The organism is Sulfitobacter sp. GN1-4 (assembly GCF_055693825.1).
In genome coordinates this window covers 1,028,534-1,046,749 of sequence record NZ_JBVFUQ010000003.1, presented here as the reverse complement: position 1 = coordinate 1,046,749, position 18,216 = coordinate 1,028,534, and the positions used below count along the sequence as shown (strand labels likewise).

At 57.9% G+C, this 18,216-nt stretch carries 13 protein-coding genes; 8 read left to right on the top strand and 5 right to left on the bottom strand.

Annotation, left to right across the window (positions count from 1 at the left end; genetic code table 11):
- Positions 1-143 precede the first annotated feature (143 nt).
- Both ACZ1HM_RS05625 and ACZ1HM_RS05620 read right to left on the bottom strand, forming a co-directional pair.
- Positions 144-299: a hypothetical protein gene (locus ACZ1HM_RS05625; RefSeq protein WP_472741898.1), complete on the bottom strand. Its 156-nt coding sequence runs from the start codon at positions 297-299 to the stop codon at positions 144-146.
- A complete protein-coding gene (locus ACZ1HM_RS05620) occupies positions 296-2,701 on the bottom strand; it encodes a GcvT family protein (RefSeq protein ID WP_472741897.1) in 2,406 nt (801 codons plus the stop codon). The genes ACZ1HM_RS05625 and ACZ1HM_RS05620 overlap by 4 nt, the downstream gene beginning before the upstream one ends.
- Before the next feature lie 294 nt (positions 2,702-2,995).
- Between ACZ1HM_RS05620 and ACZ1HM_RS05615 the strand changes: the two genes are divergently transcribed.
- The 6 genes from ACZ1HM_RS05615 to ACZ1HM_RS05590 are packed head-to-tail and all read left to right on the top strand — an operon-like array spanning position 2,996 to position 9,089.
- Entirely contained in the window at positions 2,996-3,838 is an 843-nt protein-coding gene (locus tag ACZ1HM_RS05615; RefSeq protein WP_472744574.1) for a metal ABC transporter substrate-binding protein, read from the top strand.
- A 17-nt stretch (positions 3,839-3,855) separates the two neighbouring features.
- Positions 3,856-4,749, top strand: coding sequence for a manganese/iron ABC transporter ATP-binding protein (locus ACZ1HM_RS05610; RefSeq protein WP_472741896.1), 894 nt, complete (start codon positions 3,856-3,858; stop codon positions 4,747-4,749).
- Entirely contained in the window at positions 4,749-5,627 is an 879-nt protein-coding gene (locus ACZ1HM_RS05605) for a metal ABC transporter permease (protein ID WP_472741895.1), read from the top strand. Before ACZ1HM_RS05610 ends, ACZ1HM_RS05605 begins: the two co-directional genes overlap by 1 nt.
- On the top strand, positions 5,627-6,487 hold the full coding sequence (locus ACZ1HM_RS05600) for a metal ABC transporter permease (protein ID WP_472741894.1): 861 nt from the start codon (positions 5,627-5,629) through the stop codon (positions 6,485-6,487). The genes ACZ1HM_RS05605 and ACZ1HM_RS05600 overlap by 1 nt, the downstream gene beginning before the upstream one ends.
- A gap of 57 nt (positions 6,488-6,544) precedes the next feature.
- Positions 6,545-7,909, top strand: coding sequence for a glutamine synthetase family protein (locus tag ACZ1HM_RS05595; protein WP_472741893.1), 1,365 nt, complete (start codon positions 6,545-6,547; stop codon positions 7,907-7,909).
- A gap of 34 nt (positions 7,910-7,943) precedes the next feature.
- Positions 7,944-9,089: an iron-containing alcohol dehydrogenase gene (locus ACZ1HM_RS05590; RefSeq protein WP_472741892.1), complete on the top strand. Its 1,146-nt coding sequence runs from the start codon at positions 7,944-7,946 to the stop codon at positions 9,087-9,089.
- Positions 9,090-9,219: 130 nt separating this feature from the next.
- Here the strand turns inward: ACZ1HM_RS05590 and ACZ1HM_RS05585 are convergent, their stop codons facing one another.
- Positions 9,220-11,151 (bottom strand): fasciclin domain-containing protein, encoded by a 1,932-nt coding sequence (locus ACZ1HM_RS05585; RefSeq protein ID WP_472741891.1) that lies wholly within the window; start codon positions 11,149-11,151, stop codon positions 9,220-9,222.
- Between the two features lie 396 nt (positions 11,152-11,547).
- Here ACZ1HM_RS05585 and ACZ1HM_RS05580 point away from each other — a divergent pair, with 396 nt between their 5' ends.
- Complete coding sequence (locus ACZ1HM_RS05580) at positions 11,548-11,952, top strand: response regulator (RefSeq protein WP_472741890.1); 405 nt, start codon at positions 11,548-11,550, stop codon at positions 11,950-11,952.
- A gap of 332 nt (positions 11,953-12,284) precedes the next feature.
- On the top strand, positions 12,285-12,638 hold the full coding sequence (locus ACZ1HM_RS05575; RefSeq protein ID WP_472741889.1) for an ATP-binding protein: 354 nt from the start codon (positions 12,285-12,287) through the stop codon (positions 12,636-12,638).
- A 69-nt stretch (positions 12,639-12,707) separates the two neighbouring features.
- Here ACZ1HM_RS05575 and ACZ1HM_RS05570 read toward each other — a convergent pair whose 3' ends face one another.
- Positions 12,708-13,151, bottom strand: coding sequence for a response regulator (locus ACZ1HM_RS05570; RefSeq protein WP_472741888.1), 444 nt, complete (start codon positions 13,149-13,151; stop codon positions 12,708-12,710).
- Entirely contained in the window at positions 13,148-18,055 is a 4,908-nt protein-coding gene (locus tag ACZ1HM_RS05565; protein WP_472741887.1) for a CheR family methyltransferase, read from the bottom strand. The genes ACZ1HM_RS05570 and ACZ1HM_RS05565 overlap by 4 nt, the downstream gene beginning before the upstream one ends.
- Between the last annotated feature and the right edge of the window lie 161 nt (positions 18,056-18,216).

Genomic DNA, 18,216 nt, shown 5'->3' with positions numbered 1-18,216 from the left:
TGTCCTCCTCAAATTTCTTCTGATCAGGTGGCCTTAGCGACCTGAACTTGTCAACATATTCGTCATCTGCGCGATTGCGCGGATTACTATGGCAGCAGGCGGCAGCGGGGTGCGCCACCGATCTGCACGGGTGCACGCCTGCTTTAGCCGCTGGTGCAGCGCGCGGTTGCATGGTCCCATCGCCCGCCGCCATCCAGACAGGCATCAACAGCGGCATGTTCGCGGCTCAAACTCCACCACACGCCGCCCACAAAGGCCAGGCCGATGACGAAAAAGGCGCGCAGCTTCCAGCGGCTCACCCGCGCATGGCCTGACCTTCGGGGTCATAGGGGGAGGCCGGGATCACTTTGGCGGCGCGTTCCTTGCCTACCACATGCACAGTCAGACCCGTGCCCTCGGCGGCGGCATCAGGTGCCACCAATGCCATGGCCAGCGATTTGCCCGTGGTGTGGCCAAAACCGCCTGAGGTGACAAAGCCCACTTTCTCTGACCCATGCCAAACCGGCTCAAAGCCTGAGGCATCCGCACCGTCGGCGTCCACTTCCAGCGTCACCAGCTTTTTGGCAGGTCCGTTGCCATCGCGCTCCGCCTCTGCGGCGGCTTTGCCGACGAAATCCTTGCTCCAGTCAATCCAGCGGTCCATGCCGGTCATGCCGGGTGTGTATCCTTGGGTGAACTCAGCTGACCAGATGCCAAAGCTTTTCTCCAGCCGCAGCGACAACAGCGCGTTAAAGCCGTACTCAATCATCCCGTGTTCTGCACCTGCCACCAGCAGGGTATCGCGCAGCGCTTTCAGATCACCCGCACGGCAATGCATCTCAAAGCCCAGCTCACCCGCGACGGACAAACGCCCCACATGGCACCGCACCATGCCGACATCCATCTGCGCACAGCCCATGAACGACAACGCATCAGCATCCCCATCACTCAATGCGGCGCGCAGAACCTCTCGCGATTTTGGTCCCGACAGGGACAGGCCCGCCATTTCCTCGCCTAGGTCGCGGACGCTGACGCCGTCCATCATATGATCGTTGAACCACCGCATATGCCAGGCCCGCAGATAGTAGCTGCCGGTGATCCAATACCGCCCGTCGCCCCAATTGAAGATCGTCAGATCGCCTTTCATGCGGCCGTCTTCACCCAGCATCGGGGCCAGTTTGGCCCGCCCCGGCTTAGGCAGTTTGGACGCCATGAGGTGATCCAGCCATTGCTCGGCATTCTCACCCGTGACCTCAAACCGCGAGAAGGCGGTGATGTCCAAAAGCCCAACATTCTCCCGCACCGCGCGGCATTCGTCCCCCACGATCTCATGCGCGTTGGACCGTTTGAGCGATGGGGTCTCCTGAAAATCTGGCACAGCAAAATAAAGCGGTACTTCCAGATCCCAGCTTTGGCCCCAAACGGCCCCCTTGGCGTCCAAATCGGCATAGATGCCGTTCATCTTCAGCGGGCGACCAGCTGGCAGTTGCTCATTGGGGTAGGTCATCACGAAACGGCGGGAATAGAACTGGCCGGTGGTTTCTTTGATGTACTGTTTGTTCTCTGCCCAGATGCCATAGCGGGCCACGTCCATGCCGTAGACATCCGCCTCCGGCTCACCGTGGATCATCCATTCAGCAAGGGATTTGCCCACGCCGCCACCTTGCAGGAACCCGGCCATCACCGCACAGGCCGACCAATAGTTGCGTTTGCCTGGCACGGGGCCGACCAGCGGGTTGCCGTCAGGTGAGAAGGTGAAAGCCCCGTTCACCCAGGTTTTTACGCCCACGTCCTGCAGAACCGGATAACGCTCAAACCCCAGGGTCAGCTCCTTTTCAATCCGGTCAGGATCTTCTTGCTGCAGCTCAAAGCCGTATTCCCACGGCGCGCCATCCATCATCCAATGCTGGTGATCAATCTCATAGATGCCCAGCAGGACGCCCTTCTGGTCCTGCCGCAGATAGGTAAACCCTTCGAGGTCCACAGTCATGGGCACTTCGAAATCAAGCTCTTCCAGCGCGGGGATGCTGTCAGAGACAAGGTAATGGTGGTTGAGCGGCGAGACAGGCAATTCGATGCCCGCCATGCGACCCACCTGCTTGGCCCAGAGACCCGCAGCGTTGACCACATGCTCGCAAGTGATGGTGCCCTTTTCGGTGACCACTTCCCAGCCTTCCAGCGTCTGGTTCAACTCCAGCACGCGGTTATGCTCAATCACCTCCGCGCCGCGCTTCTTAGCCGCACCGGCATAGGCGTGTACCGTGCCGGTCGTGTCGATATAGCCTTCGCGGTCCGCCCACATGCCGCCCAAAAGGCCTTCGCCTGACATGATCGGGTTCAGCGCTACAGCTTCTTCCACGCTGACCAGACGGCAGTCTTCAATGCCGATGGACTGGAAGGTGCGGTAGGCCGATTGCAGCCATTCCCAACGGTCAGGCGTGCCCGCCATGGTCAAACCGCCGGTCATATGCAGGCCGATGTTCTGGCCGCTTTCCTCTTCGATTTCCGTGAGCAGGTCGATGGTGTAGGCCTGTAGGGCCGCGATGTTGGGATCGGCGTTCAGCGCGTGAATGCCACCTGCCGCATGCCAAGAAGAGCCTGCGGTCAAGACCGAGCGTTCGACCAGCGCCACATCGGTCCAGCCGAACTTGGCCAGGTGATAGAGAACGGATGCACCCACAACCCCGCCCCCGATAACGACAACTCTGTAATGCGATTTCATAGCCGCTCTCCCCATTTAGCTTGGCACAGGAAACATGCTGTGCCGCAAAACCGTCAAGGTCAGATGCGACAGCTTCTGCCGCAAATGGCAGATGATGCCGTCCCCGAAAGCGGCAGGCGGCACGCTTGACGGGTGCAGAACGCCGCCTAGATGCGAATTATTCGCATTTCACTTGACCCAGTTGCGAATGAGTTGCATCTAGAAGGTGTCACACAGGCCCAAAGGGAGAATCGCATGGTTCGGACATCTGTCAAAGTCGCCCTCACCGCCCTTTTCCTGACCCCGCTCGCCTCCATGAGCTGGGCTGATGACAAAATGAAAGTGGTCACAACCTTCACCGTTCTGGCCGACATGGCCCGCAATGTTGCCGGTGACGCGGCAGAGGTCGTCTCTGTCACCAAACCGGGGGCGGAAATTCATGGCTATGAACCCACGCCGCGTGACATCGTAAAGGCCATCGATGCGGATCTGGTGTTGTGGAACGGCATGAACCTTGAGCTGTGGTTTGAGCAGTTTCTAACCAACCTTGATGACGTGCCCTCGGCCACGTTGACAGACGGCATTGAACCCATCGCGATTGCCTCTGGCAACTATGAAGGCAAACCAAACCCGCATGCCTGGATGGGGCTGGATAACGCGCTGATCTATGTGGACAATATCGCCAAGGCGATGTCTGAGAACGATCCCGCCAACGCCCCCGTTTATGCCGAAAACGCGGCCCGCTACAAAGATGAGATCCGTGCCACCATCGCCCCGTTGCGCGATGCGGTCGCGGCCATCCCCGCCTCTCAGCGCTGGTTGGTGACATGTGAGGGCGCATTCAGCTATCTGGCGCGTGATTTCGGCATGCAGGAACTCTATCTCTGGCCGATGAACGCAGATCAGGTCGGCACACCCCAGCAGGTGCGCAAGGTGATTGACGGCGTGCGCGCCAACGACATCCCCGTGGTGTTCTGCGAAAGCACCGTCAATACCGGTCCGGCCAAACAGGTCGCGCGCGAAACCGGTGTTGCCTACGGCGGTGAGCTTTATGTGGACAGCCTCAGCGAAGCGGACGGCTTGGTGCCCACCTACCTTGATCTGTTGCGCGTAACATCAACCACCGTGGCGGAAGGGCTCAGCGCCGCCACGAACTGAAACGAGGCACCCCGGGGATGCTAAAACGCCCAGATGCACTGACAGAGGCCGACGCCACCCTTGGCGACGGCCTTTCCGCGCGTGATGTCACCGTCACCTACCGCAACGGGCACACCGCCCTGTGGAACGCGAGCTTCGCGATCCCGCGCGGCACGGTAACCGCCCTGGTGGGGGTGAACGGCGCGGGCAAATCCACCCTGTTCAAAGCACTGATGGGATTTGTGCCGGCCTCCAAGGGGGACATCCAGATCCTGGGACGCAGCGTGAAAGACGCGCTGGCCGCAAACCTTGTCGCCTATGTGCCGCAGTCCGAAGAGGTGGATTGGGCTTTCCCAGTTCTCGTCGAAGATGTGGTGATGATGGGCCGCTACGGGCACATGGGCTTTCTACGCCGGGCGGGCAAGGCCGATCATGCCGCCGTTGATGCGGCCCTGGCCCGCGTCAGCATGTCGGAATTCCGGCACCGCCAGATTGGTGAGCTGTCAGGCGGACAACGCAAGCGGGTCTTTCTGGCCCGGGCCTTGGCGCAGGACGGCCAAGTGATCTTGCTGGATGAGCCGTTTACCGGCGTTGATGTGCAAACCGAAGCGCAGATCGTGGCGCTTCTGCAAGAGCTGCGCAATGAGGGACGGGTGATGCTGGTCTCCACCCACAACCTTGGCTCCGTGCCTGAATTCTGTGACCGGACGGTGCTGGTCAAAGGCACCGTGCTGGCCCACGGCCCAACTGAGACGACATTCACCCGTGAAAACCTCGAAGCCGCCTTTGGCGGGGTGCTGCGCCATTTCACTTTGGGGGGTGACGCGCTGCATGATGACGAAGACGCGCGGTCTGTCACGATCTTCACCGATGATGAGCGGCCCTTTGTTCAATACGGGGACAAAACCCAGACATCGGATTCCAAAAACTGATGGACCTGTTACTAGAGCCCTTCACCTATCGCTACATGACCAACGCCATGTGGGTATCGGCACTGGTGGGTGGGGTCTGTGCGTTTCTGTCGGCCTATCTGATGTTGAAAGGATGGTCGCTGATCGGTGACGCGCTGGCCCATTCCGTGGTGCCCGGCGTGGCGGGGGCGTACATGCTGGGCCTGCCCTTTGCCTTGGGGGCGTTCATTGCCGGGGGACTGGCGGCAGGGGCCATGCTGTTTCTATCAGAACGCTCTGGCCTGAAGGTGGATGTGGTGATCGGGCTGATCTTTACCTCCTTTTTCGGACTGGGCCTGTTCATGGTCTCCATCAACCCTGTCTCCATTTCGGTCGACACGATCATCATGGGCAACATTCTGGCCATCACTCCCGAAGATACGCTGCAACTGGCGATTATCGGATGTGTGGCGCTGGTGCTTTTGTGGGCCAAGTGGCGCGATCTAATGGTGACCTTCTTTGACGAAAGCCACGCGCGCAGCATCGGGTTGCGACCTGATCTGCTCAAGGCGATGTTCTTTGTTCTGTTGTCCGCAGCCGTTGTTGCCGCCATGCAGACCGTTGGGGCGTTCTTGGTGATTGCGATGGTCGTGACACCGGGGGCGACGGCCTATCTGCTGTGCGACCGGTTTCCGCGGCTGTTGATGGTCTCAGTGGCCATCGGCAGCGGCACGAGCTTTGTCGGGGCCTATGCCAGCTACTTTCTGGACGGTGCCACCGGTGGGATCATCGTTGTGTTGCAAACGCTGATCTTCTTGGCCGCCTTCGTGTTTGCGCCCAAACATGGGTTGCTGGCGGCCAAACGCAAGGCCCGGATCGCCTTGCGGGACGGGCCACAGACCACCGAAGGCCCTTTGTGATGGATCTGGAAACGCTCACCTTGCCCTTCCGGTTTGGCTTTATGCAGAATGCCTTTCTGATCTGCCTGATCATCTCAGTGCCAACCGCACTTTTGTCGTGCTTTTTGGTGATGAAGGGCTGGGCGCTGATGGGGGACGCGGTCAGCCACGCGGTGCTGCCGGGCATTGTGCTGGCCTATATCCTGGGCCTGCCGCTGATCCTGGGGGCCTTTGCGGCGGGGATGCTTTGCGCCGTGGCCTCAGGGTACCTCGCCACCAACAGCCGGGTAAAGCAGGACACGGTCATGGGCGTGGTCTTTTCCGGGATGTTTGGCCTGGGGCTGGTGCTTTATGTCGGTGTGTCGACCAACGTTCATTTGGATCACATCCTTTTTGGCAACATCCTAGGCGTGGACGCCCAAGAGCTGTGGACTGCTGGCATCATTTCCGCCGTCGTGGGCCTGGGCTTGCTGCTCAAATGGCGCGATCTTTTGTTGCACAGCTTTGACCCAGCGCAAGCCAAGGCCGCAGGCCTGCCTGTGGGGCTTCTGCATTACGGGCTGTTGGCAGCCCTGTCGCTGACGGTGGTGGCCACGCTTTCTGCTGTGGGGTTGATCCTGGCCATTGGATTGATCATCGCGCCGGGTGCAATTGCCTTTCTGCTGGTGCGCCGGTTTCAAGACATGCTGTGGGTGTCAGTGATTATCTGCATGGCCGCCACGCTGCTGGGCAGCTATCTGAGCTTTTTCATTGATAGCGCGCCCGCGCCAACAATTGTCCTGATCCTGACAGTGCTATTTGTGCTGGCCTTTATCCGCCGCCAACGCATCACCCGCAGGATGTCTGCCCGCCGGGTTGCCGAAGACGGGGTACCGCATTGATCTTGGGCTGAACTCCGGTGAAGGTGGCACCACCCCTCATGCCACAGGAGTTGCGCGATGTCTGGTCTGTTACGATTTGAAGAGCTGAAAGCGCGCGTGGCAGACGGCGCGATCGACACGGTGCTGGCCTGTTTTGTGGATATGCAGGGCCGCCTGATGGGCAAACGGTTTCATGCGGTCAACTTTGTTGAGGCGTCGTTCAAGGAAACCCATTGCTGCAATTACCTGTTGGCCACCGATCTGGAAATGGCGACGCCTGATGGCTATGCCGCGACCTCTTGGGAAAAGGGCTATGGCGATTACACCATGGCACCTGACCTTTCGACCATCCGGGTAATGCCATGGCTGGAGGGCACCGCGATGGTGCTGTGTGATGTTCTGGATCACCACAGTCATGCGCCCGTCCCGCACGATCCCCGCGCGATGCTCAAACGTCAAATCGCGCGGCTCAAGGCGCTGGGGTATGACGCCATGATGGCAACGGAGCTGGAGTTCTTTCTGTTCGAAAAGGGCTTTGATGCCATCCGCAAAGAGGGTTTTCGCGATCTGGCCCCGATCAGCGGCATGAATGAAGACTACCATATCCTACAGACCACGAAAGAAGAGCATGTGATGCGGCCCGTCCGCAATCATCTCTTTGCCGCAGGGCTGCCGGTGGAGAACACAAAAGGCGAAGCTGAAACCGGTCAGGAAGAGCTCAACATCCGCTACGCTGATGCCCTGGCCTGTGCGGATCACCACACGATTGCCAAACATGCGATCAAGGAAATCGCCTGGCAACAGGGCCATGCCGCGTCCTTTCTGGCCAAGTGGCACCATGACAAAGTGGGCAGCGCGTCGCATGTGCACCAATCGCTTTGGCGCGATGGTCAGCCCGCTTTTTTTGACAAATCCGCCAAATGGGGCATGAGCAAGGTGATGCAGCATTACCTGGCGGGATTGATCCGCTACGCCCCGGATTACACCGTTTTTCTGGCCCCCTACATCAACAGCTACAAACGCTTCGCCAAAGGCACCTTTGCCCCCACCAAAACCGTTTGGTCCGTGGATAACCGCACCGCTGGGTTTCGGCTCTGCGGCGAAGGGACCAAGGCGGTCCGCGCGGAATGCCGGATCGGCGGTGCCGACCTGAACCCTTACCTCGCCCAGGCTGCGATGTTGGCCGCAGGGATCAAAGGGATTGAGGCACAATTGCCGCTGGCCCCGCCCACAAACGGCGATGTCTACGCAGACGCAAGCGCGCAGGACATTCCGCAAACCTTGCGAGCGGCCACTGAGACGTTGCGCAACTCTGACATGCTGCAAGAAGCCTTTGGCGCGGAGGTTGTCGCCCATTACACCCGCTGCGCGGAATGGGAACAGGAAGAGTTTGACCGCGTGGTCACCGATTGGGAGGTGGCACGCGGCTTTGAACGCGCGTAAGCCAACAGCAAAACAAACAGAAAAGGCACAATTGATGACCCTCACTGGCAATTGGTCATATCCGACGTCGATCCGTTTTGGTGCCGGACGCATTCAAGAAATCGCACAGGCCTGCGCCGCAGCCGGTATCAAAAAGCCGCTGCTGATCACGGATCGGGGCCTGGCGACGATGGACATCACCACCCGCACCCTTGACCTGTTAGAGGCCGCAGGCCTGGGCCGCGCGATGTTTGCAGAAGTTGACCCAAACCCAAATGAAAAGAACGCCGAAGCAGGCGTGCGCGCCTTCAAAGAGGGCGGGCATGACGGGGTCGTGGCCTTTGGCGGTGGATCAGGTCTTGATCTGGGTAAGTTGGTGGCATTCTGGGCGGGGCAAACCCGCCCCCTGTGGGATTTTGAGGACATTGGCGATTGGTGGACACGCGCCGACCCCGATGCCATCGCCCCGATTGTGGCTGTGCCCACCACCGCTGGAACCGGATCAGAGGTGGGGCGCGCCTCTGTCATCACCAACTCCGAAACGGATGAGAAAAAGATCATTTTTCACCCAAAATTCCTCCCCGTTGAGGTGATCTGTGATCCCGAACTGACCGTCGGCATGCCGCCCGCGATCACGGCTGGCACGGGGCTTGATGCCTTTGCGCACTGTGTTGAGGCGTTTTCTTCGCCGCATTACCACCCGATGTCACAAGGCATGGCGTTGGAAGGGATGCGCCTGGTCAAAGAGTATCTGCCGCGCGCCTATACCGATGGCACGGACCTGACCGCGCGCGCGCATATGATGTCAGCGGCGGCAATGGGGGCGACAGCCTTTCAAAAGGGGCTGGGGGCAATCCACGCGCTCAGCCATCCCATTGGGGCGCTCTATCACACGCATCACGGCACAACGAACGCTGTGTGCATGCCTGCGGTGCTGCAGTTCAACAGACCTGCAATTGAAACCAAAATGGCGCAAGCTGCGGCCTATCTGGAGATCGACGGCGGGTTTGACGGCTTTTGCGCCTATGTGGACAGGCTTAACGAAAGCCTTGGCATCCCCAAAACGCTGCGCGGTTTGGGCGTGGAAAATCCCGACGTGGCGCGCATCGTCCAGGGTGCGCTGAAGGATCCCAGCACAGGGGGCAACCCTGTTGAGATGACCCAAGAAAACACCACGGCGCTGTTGCACCGCATCATGTAAAAAGCCCTCGCCGGGGGGATGGCGAGGGCTGACCGGATGGGGGCGACTGTTGTGCGCCGTCCGCCCGGAGGGGTCCGCCGCGCCCCTAGCGGTGTGCTTGGGGCGAAGCGTGTGTCAGGCTGCGTTGTGATCAGGCGACAGCAAAGGGATCATCGATAGCACCGACAATCTGGATTGTCGCCTCAGCACCTTCTGCCGCTGCGGCAAAGGCCTCAATCTGCGCCTGAGCTGCCGCTTTGGTGGCGGCCGCATCGCTGCGCACATAGGTCTCCATAACCGTCTCGGCATTGGTTTCGTTGGTCAGACCGTTGATCAATGCGTAAGACACGCCAATGTCGGCCTTGTCCTCAATCGTGCGCACGTCTTCGGCTGCCGCATCATTGGCACGCGCGCCTGCGATCAGCTCTAGCATGAATTCAGCACGGGATACGCTGCCGTTTTCCAACACTTCGATCCAGAACTCACGACCGGCGGCATCTGCATCCCGCTCCAACACATGGTTATAGGCTGAATCGACCAGATCAGGGATTGCGCTTGGCATTTTGGCCTGCGTTTCGGGCTGGTCAAAGAACAGCTCAGCAATGTCGCGCATGCTGGCCCCCTGCGCCAGGGCATTGCCCCAGAACAGCACACCCAACGCATCTGGCGCGCGGTCAAAATAAGCCACGTAAAGCTCAACCAGGCTTTCCAGCTCAGCACCCGTCAGCGCGGAAGCGCCCTGCAGAACCGACAGATCAATAGCACCATCCGCCACGAATGAGGCACCATCAGAGAAGGTGAGCAACTCGATAGAGTTGAGCGTGTCAACGCCTGTGCCGCCTTCGGCGGTGCCTACGTTGGCCACGGTGACAGTTTCACCGTCAATGGTGATGCCGTAGTTGCTGAACGCCTTTTCAAAGCGCGCCGTATCCGTGCCATCCCGGCCCACGATTACGTCATTGCCAGACCCGCCGCTAAAGCTATCGTCGCCCGGGCTGCCGCTGACAAAGTCATTGTCTGCGCCCAGTGTCACGTCCACAGCCACATCCTGCGCGATCAGGAAGTCCACGGAATTGGTGCCGTCTGTTGGCAAGATGTCCACTGGGATCAAAACGCCGTCCAGCACATGCACGATCCCGTTTGAGGCCATGATGTCCGTGTTCACAAGGCTCGGGTTCGGCAGTTCGGGGTCCGCGTCAATCAGCGTTGTGCCGTCGCGGCCAATGGTGCCGCCTTGCAGCGTGTCAATGGTGTCGGTGGCCAGCACTGCGGTGCTGTCTTTGGCGCCGGCGCTGACGTGATATGTCAAGATCGCCGTCAGCAGTGGGATCGGATCGCCCCCATTGCTCAGCAGGCTCAGCGCATCAACGATAAAGCCAAAGGCACCTTCCTCATCCGACCCTGAATAACCGAGCGCATTCGCCGTCGCGACAAAAGCACCGTCATTTGGGGCAAAGACCGTCAGGTCTGCGTCCATTGCATCCAGCGTCTCGGCCAGACCCGCTGCTGTGACCGCTGCAAGCAGCATGTCAAAGTCATTGGCGTTTTCATCAAAACCTGAACCGCTTTGCGCGACAATATCGGTGATGGAGGTGTTGCCCGGCACGTCGATGGGCAACAGCACATTGTCGATCGCCTGGATGATGCCGTTGTCCGCTGTGATGTCCGGGATCACGATGGCAGGATCGGCCAGATCAGGCTCACCGTCCTGCAACGTCCCATTGTTTGGTGTCAGCGCCGCATCGGTCAGCAAGGTGGCAATGCTGCTTTCTGCGTTGATCTCATCCTGCGTGCGGGCACCGCCTGCGACGTGGTAAAGCAAAATGTCATTCAGCAAAGGCAGCGGATCGCCATTACCCAAAGCGGTCAGCGCATCCACGATTGCGCCAAAGACTGCATCTTCGTCTGCAGGGTCGCCGGTATAGCCCAAATTCTGCGCCAACTGCACAAATGCAGCGTCAGTCGGTGCGAAAACGGTGATGTCTGTAGCTTCTTGGACAGTTGTCACAAGATTCGCTGTACTGAGTGCGCGCACCAGAATGTTAAAGTCGTCCGAGCCTGCGGCGATCTCTACGATGTTCATCTATCTCTCCCAAAGTGATTACCCAAGGGATACGCAGAGGGAGCGGGTTTGGTTCATCGCCAATTGTCAAATGGCCATCACGGTTTCGTGATCTCCCAGTGCCCCTTATTTACTTCACAGGGTGAAACCGGCTGCTGGAACGCGACGCTGCCAAACACCAATTTTGACGCGCGCACAGATTGCGCCCAGCGCACTGAAAGCCAGATTTTGGCACGCAAATCCGAGCGCCTTCAGTGAAAATTTTTTCCTGCTACCCGCCCATCGAAAAAATCTTTACAAAACTCGACCTTTTATAAGCCGATGAAATAATTACCTTAAAACTATCCACACGGATATACATTTTGACAAAGCAGAAAAACCGTTTCAAAGGTAAAGTACGCTGACAGAGAGAGACCGATGAAGCGCCGCAAAATAGCAATTGTAGATGATGATGAGGTATTCTTAGAAGCGCTATGTGCTGCGCTGGGGGACAGTTTCGAAATCGACCCGATGACGTCCTCAGACGAACTGGTCAACTATATTAAGAGCAATCCACAAAATCTCGACGCCATCTTTGTGGACTTGTCCATGCCCGATACGCAGAACGTATCTTGGCATCTGGGCGGGCTGACGGCGATCCGGGAAATCCGTCGGCGGCTAGGGGCAAAGTCACCTTCCATCAACGTTTTGTCGGGTATGGATTCTTTGGTCCACTGTTCAACTTGTTTGAAAAACGGGGCTGACGCCTTCATTGAAAAGACGCATCTCATAGAAGATGTCGCGCGGAAAATGCGGCGCAGCTTGCTCCAGTCTGCCGCCTAACGTGTTGTCGTGACGCAGGACCCAGAGGCTTTTGTGATCTTGCCTCAGCCGCTGAGCGCGGAGGTATCTGCCAGACTTGTCCACGACAAAAGGGCGCTATTGCGTCACATCAACATCTACGCCGAAATGTCCAAAGAGCTTGCGGCAGGCAGCCAAGAGCTGCGCGACAACATGGACCGGATCAGCGCGAAAACCGCCGCACTCGCACGGTTGGTAGACGCTGATCGGCTGTTGCAGGTTCTGCATACGGGGGGTTGGCTGTCAGCCCGGTTTCGCTTCGCGCCGTTGTCGATGATGGGCTGCGTAAGGCGCAAAAGAACTGGGGCAGTATCATGCCAACGGTTAAGGGCCAAGCCACAGTCGCTGGCATCGCCCCACATCTCAGCATCGCGGTGCAAGAGCTGGTGGCTAACTCCCAGGAACACGCGCAGGCAGGCCCCGTCACCCTGAGCGTGAGCGAGGGGCCACAGCCCGGCCTGACGATCACCAGCCCAAGCGACACTCCTGCGGATCCGAGCCTGTTTGAAGCCTATGCCGTTGGATCAGGCCAAAAACGCCCCGGTGCTGGATTGGGATTGTTCCTGGTTCGCCAGATCGCGGCGGCACATGGTGGCTCTTTGGAAGCTTTAAACGCAGACGATAGGACTTTCGCCCTGAGGATGACCCTGCCAGCGGCCCACACTTGAATTGATTTGGAAAACTGAGCGTCACCGTGCGCGGGATTTCAACTGCGCGGTAGAGCGTCAAACACTCTGTTAGCTGTCGTCGCCATCCGGCAATGACGCCTGGCGCAGCCAGAACTGCACCATAGCTGCAATCATCTGACGCAGATCATGCATGGAATCGGGTTTGACCAGATGGGCATTCGCGCCGCTGCGGTAGGCCCTTTGCACCTCATCTGCCGCACCTGAATTGGAGAAAAACAACAGCGGCAGATGGGCTGTTTCCTCGCGTCCCCGGATCGTCTCAAGGATTTTGAACCCGTCAACCTCCGTCATATCCACGTCGACCAAAACCAGATCCGGCAGCTCCGACATCTGTGTCTTGGACGCCAAGAACGCCAGCGCCTCTGATCCTTCTGAGCAATGCACAACCTCAACACCGGCAATTGCCTGTTTAAAGGCCCATTTGAGCGCAAAGGCATCTTCCTGATCATCATCAATGATCAGGACGTATCGGGACGCTTTGGGGTCAGTCACTGCTCTTGCCCTGCCGGAATGGTAATAAGGAACGTGGCTCCTTTACCAGTACTGCCTGTGGCTTCAATCTGCCACCCATGCCGTTCGCAGATCGTGCGGCAGATGGCCAATCCAATGCCGCTTCCTGTAACTTGGGACTTGGGCACCAGACGGGCGAAGGGCTCAAAAATGCGCTCTGAATCGCCTGCGTCAAACCCTCTGCCATTGTCTTCAATGGTGATTTTATGCGCCTTCTTTGCGGCGTTCTCTTCAATTTCGGCAGATACTTTGATCTGCAACTTTCGACGTGGTGCACGGTACTTCAACGCATTCAAGATCAGGTTCGATACCACAATCTGGATCAGGTTCGCGTCACAATCAACCTTTGGCAAAGTTCCAATGATCAAAGTGGCCCCGCTTTCGGCCACCAGATCTTTGTGTTCTTCGACCGCCAGGTCAAAGAGCGCGTTCAAGTTGATCTGCTCTTGCGACAGATCGCCCTTTGCCGCGCTGGAAAACACCAGCAGACTTTTGATCAGCCCGCTCATCCGTTGGGCAGAGCTGGTCATGACGTCGACAAAAAACTGGCCCTCCTCGCCCAACGACTTGCGATGTTCTTCCAAAAGAAGGTCGCCGTATTGGCTGATCTTCCTCAACGGTTCTTGCAAATCGTGTGACGCGGCATAGGCGAATTGTGCCAAACCGTCGTTCAGTTTGGCCAGCTCTTCGTTCTGATCATTCAAAGACTTCAGCGCGGCGTTCCTGTCACTGACATCATGCACCACCCACAACCTGCGCACGCCCACGACACTGTCATCATGATCGTCAATCCCGGCCAGCTCGACTTCCAGCTCTTCGCCTGATTTGCAACGGAAGTAATAGGGCCGCGTATTTTCATCCTCAATCAGCCCGTCAATTTCATCTTCTTCCATGGGCTCCGCCGCCCGGAAGAAGGTGTCAAAGGAATGCTCCAGCATTTCATCAGGCTGGTAGCCGCCCCTGCTGGCCAAGAGCATGTTCACATCGTGGATCTGCCTGTCTAGCGTGGTGGAGAACATCATCGCTGGGGTGCGCAGGTACAGCGCTTTGTGGCGGTCCTTTTCAGTGTCGAGCCGGGAGTTGAGCGATTTCAACTCAGCTTCCCGCTCCATCAGTTCTGAGATGTCGGTCGCGACCACCAGCAAATTGTGCTTGCCGGTTTCGGGGTCGACATAAGGGATACGGTCCACGCGCACCCAATCCTGTTCCCCGTCTGCGCGATGGAAATTCTGCAGCTCACCCAACTTTGGCTTACCGCTTTTGATAATCCTCAGGTCTTCGTCAAACTGCGCCTTGGGCACTTCGGGGAACAGCTCAGCGGCGTCTGCCCCGGTGGCCCGCTCCATTGTGATGCCCATGGATTGAGCGGCCGCCTGGTTCAACATCAGGATGCGGTTGCTCTCATCCTTGTACCAAATCCGCGATGAGACATTGTTGAAGATCAACTGCAGCTGTTCGGACGTGGCGCGCAGCTCTTCCAGCCGGCGGTGCCTGTCCCAGATAAATCCGATCAGCTTGAGGATGATGCGCATCATGGAAACCTCAAGCGGGCTGAAGCCGCGCATCGGGTCTTGGGTATCGCGCACCACAAAGACGGCGCTGCCGATGGCCATGTCCCTGGCAACGACAGGGGCCAGAAGCGCGCGATGCGCATTCATGTCCGCCATCAGTCGGGCGTGGTTTTTGTTACTGCCACTTGCCCGCAACTGCACCTCAGAGCTGTCGGCGACCGCCGCCGCCTCAGACAGCAACTGATCAAGCTTGCCGTAAGCGCCATTTGGCAGGCCCTCAAACTGATCCGGGGTGCCCAGGGTCAGCGGCTCAGAACTCTCTCCCTCGCGCACCAACTTCATCAATGCGATGTCGGCCCCAAGGTACGCTTTGGCATTGTCGATCAAGATGCTGATGCGTTGCTCTTCTGGGCTTCTGTCCAGCTGCAAATCTGCTTCTGTTGCAATGAAATCGACGTTCAGCACTTCCTCAAGCGTGTCGATATACTTGATGTCAGCGGTGGCATCATCGCCGGTGAACTGGAAATAGGCTTCATCCGCCGCTGTGCTTTGGATGGCGCGCACCAGCCCGCGAAATTCACGTATCCCGCCAAAGGCTGTGGTTTGTTGAAAACGCACCGGCACATAGGCCCCTGGCTGCACATCATGCAGCTTTGCCTCAACTGCCGCCCATGACGGGTCATCAAAGTAATCTGTGATCTTCGCTTCAGATGCTGTCTTTTCGTCAATCCCAAAGCGTTCCGCAAATGTGGTGTTAAAGAACACCAGATCTTTGCTAGATTGCGTCCACCGGCAGACAATCTGGCCAATGTCGCGCAGAACATCGCTGTGGAACTGCGTCATCTCGGTGATCTGACGCTGCGCGATCTTCAACTCTTCCACGTCAATGGTGGTAAAGACGACGCCCGTCTCAAACTCAGCATCTGCAACATAAGGCAGCACGCGCATCAAATAGGCGCGGCCATCGGCAATAATCTCGCGGTCCTGGGGTTCTTTGCTGTCGCGCACCTTGGTCGCCAACTCAACAACGTTCACATCTGCAAAACGTGCGGTGATGTGATGGAAGGGGCGGCCAATGTCCTGCGCAATCAAATTGAACGTCCGAGAGGCCGCGGGCGTAAAGCGCCGCACGTTGAGGTTTTCATCCAGGAACAGCGTGCCGATGTTGGTGCTCTTAAGCAGGTGGTCCATGTCGGACGTCAGCTCAGTCAGCTCTTCGATCTTGCGCTGGTGTTCCGCGCTCACGGTATAAAGCTCTTCGTTGACAGAGTGCAGTTCCTCGTTTGTGGACTGCAGCTCTTCGTTGGCCGACATCAGTTCTTCGTTCGTGGCCTGCAGTTCTTCGTTTGAGGTTTCCATTTCCTCAATCGTGGACTGCAACGTCTCTTCATTGGTTTGCAGCGCATGTTCCAGCTCACTCACCCGGCGCGCGTAGGATGAGATCAGCTCATCATCCGCGACGTGCCCCAACTTGCCCTCAGGCACCGGGAAGGTCAGCGCGTCATCTTCTTCAATCGTGAATATCGCAAACCCGGTGGTTTTCTTTTCTTCGTCAGACAGGCTTTGCAGCGACAGCTTCAGGTGGCGGGTTTCACCGTCCAGATCAACATCAACAGCACGCGCGTTTTCAACAACGATGCCGTGGCGAAAGCGTTCCAGCATGGCTGAGGCATGCTCAGACAGGGGTGCGGGCAACAGATCCGTCAGCCGGTCGCTGAACGATCCTTCGCTGACTGTCAGAAACTTGCGCCCATCCCCAAAGACATGCACCAATCTGGCGTTCTGGCTGACCAGAAAACCCGCCGGGGCGTAGATCTTCAACAGGCTTTGCAGCGCCTCTGCGATCACCGCTTCATTTGCCGTTGGGACGGCAGAGAGCTTTTCCTTCTTTGCCCCTGCCAAAAACTGGTTCGTCGCACTTTGCATGGCCCGAGGCGATGCCAGCGCCCGAGAGGGTTCAAAGATCCGCACGTTGCGCTTCTTCTCAAAAATGCGCCAGCGCTGGGAAACAGTGGTGAATTCCTGCGACAGCCGTCCAGTCGTTTCGCTGGGCCCCAGAAACAGCACACCATGCTTGCGCAAGGAAAAGTGGAACATCGTCAGAACTTTGCGCTGTGCGCTTTCGGTCAGATAGATCAGAACGTTCCGACAGCTGACCAAATCCATCCGGGTAAAGGGCGGATCAGTCAGTAAATCATGCGGGCTGAACACAACGGACCGGCGCAGCGCCGGACGCACCTGGTAATACTCACCTGTCTGCTCAAAATACCGCTCAACCCGTTCTTTGGGTACCTTCGCCAAAGCATCCGCGCTATAAATCCCGGCAGAAGCCGCGCTAAGCGAACGTTGATGCACATCTGTGGCTAGAATTTTCAGGTTGAAGTGCAGGTTATTTTCCCGCGCATATTCGGCCACCAGCATCGCCAGGCTATAGGCTTCTTCGCCGCTGGCACATCCCGGCACCCACATCCGGATCTGATGATCCCGCGTCATCGCGGCACAGATCTGTGGGATCGCGGTGTTTTCGATTTTGGTGAATGCTTCGTGGTCTCGGAAGAACGACGTGACCTCAATCAAGAGGTCCGCATAAATCGTCTCAAGCTCTTGCTCATCCTCCAGCAAGGCCTCGTAATATTGTTCCAGCGTTTGAAAACCTGCCAATTCCAACCGGCGTTCCAGCCGACGTTTGGTGGTCTCAGGTTTATAGAATTCAAAGTTGGTGCCGAACCGTTCCTGCAACAGCTCCAGAATGTCATGATAGGTGTCGCCGGTCATTGCGCGGGGTTTTTTGGACGCATCTGTCTTTGTCCCGGTGACATGTTCCGATATCAGCGATGGCAATTCATCCGGGCCCGCGATGCCGTCAGCGATTTTGCTGTTCACCACCGACATCGGCATGCTTTCAAACTTCGCCGATTCCGGGCTTTGTACAAAGACGCGCCCGCCCCGCATCTTAATCTCGCGCGCGCCTTTGGCGCCGTCGCTGCCCGATCCAGACAGAATGACCGCAATGGCCTTTTCGCCCAGGTCTGCGGCGATCGATTCAAAGAATGAGTCAATCGGCAGCCGCAAAATGTCATCGCCCTCATCCGGTGAAACTACGAATTTCCCGTTCTCAACCGTCAGGATCTGGCGCGGCCGGTTGAGGTAGATCGTATCGGGCTCAATCTCCATCCCGTTCTCAACGCGGTGAATGGGCATGGAGGAATGCCGGGCCAGCAGTTCGTCCATGAGGCTGCGAAAGTCAGGCGAAAGGTGCTGGATCACAACATAGGCAAAGCCCTTTCCGGTCGGTGCCTCATGAAAGAACCGCTCACAGGGATCAAGCCCCCCCGCGCTTGCCCCAATCGCCACTACGTAATCACAACTCGACATGCACGGTCCCCGAACTCAGTTTTATCAGACAAAACACCTGCCGCGCAGCTGACTGCGGCGTGATTTGATCCACAACTTCACGTTTTTATGAGATGTTCCTCCGTAACGTTAAGTCGACCCCGTTTCGGGCGACAAATCAAGGGCGTTTGTGCGTTACGTCA

Bases quoted from the DNA above. Each gene is read 5' to 3' on its own strand.
- ACZ1HM_RS05620 (WP_472741897.1), bottom strand. From the start codon at position 2,701: ATGAAATCGCATTACAGAGTTGTCGTTATCGGGGGCGGGGTTGTGGGT.
- ACZ1HM_RS05615 (WP_472744574.1), top strand. From the start codon at position 2,996: ATGAGCTGGGCTGATGACAAAATGAAAGTGGTCACAACCTTCACCGTT.
- ACZ1HM_RS05610 (WP_472741896.1), top strand. From the start codon at position 3,856: ATGCTAAAACGCCCAGATGCACTGACAGAGGCCGACGCCACCCTTGGC.
- ACZ1HM_RS05605 (WP_472741895.1), top strand. From the start codon at position 4,749: ATGGACCTGTTACTAGAGCCCTTCACCTATCGCTACATGACCAACGCC.
- ACZ1HM_RS05600 (WP_472741894.1), top strand. From the start codon at position 5,627: ATGGATCTGGAAACGCTCACCTTGCCCTTCCGGTTTGGCTTTATGCAG.
- ACZ1HM_RS05595 (WP_472741893.1), top strand. From the start codon at position 6,545: ATGTCTGGTCTGTTACGATTTGAAGAGCTGAAAGCGCGCGTGGCAGAC.
- ACZ1HM_RS05590 (WP_472741892.1), top strand. From the start codon at position 7,944: ATGACCCTCACTGGCAATTGGTCATATCCGACGTCGATCCGTTTTGGT.
- ACZ1HM_RS05585 (WP_472741891.1), bottom strand. From the start codon at position 11,151: ATGAACATCGTAGAGATCGCCGCAGGCTCGGACGACTTTAACATTCTG.
- ACZ1HM_RS05580 (WP_472741890.1), top strand. From the start codon at position 11,548: ATGAAGCGCCGCAAAATAGCAATTGTAGATGATGATGAGGTATTCTTA.
- ACZ1HM_RS05575 (WP_472741889.1), top strand. From the start codon at position 12,285: ATGCCAACGGTTAAGGGCCAAGCCACAGTCGCTGGCATCGCCCCACAT.
- ACZ1HM_RS05565 (WP_472741887.1), bottom strand. From the start codon at position 18,055: ATGTCGAGTTGTGATTACGTAGTGGCGATTGGGGCAAGCGCGGGGGGG.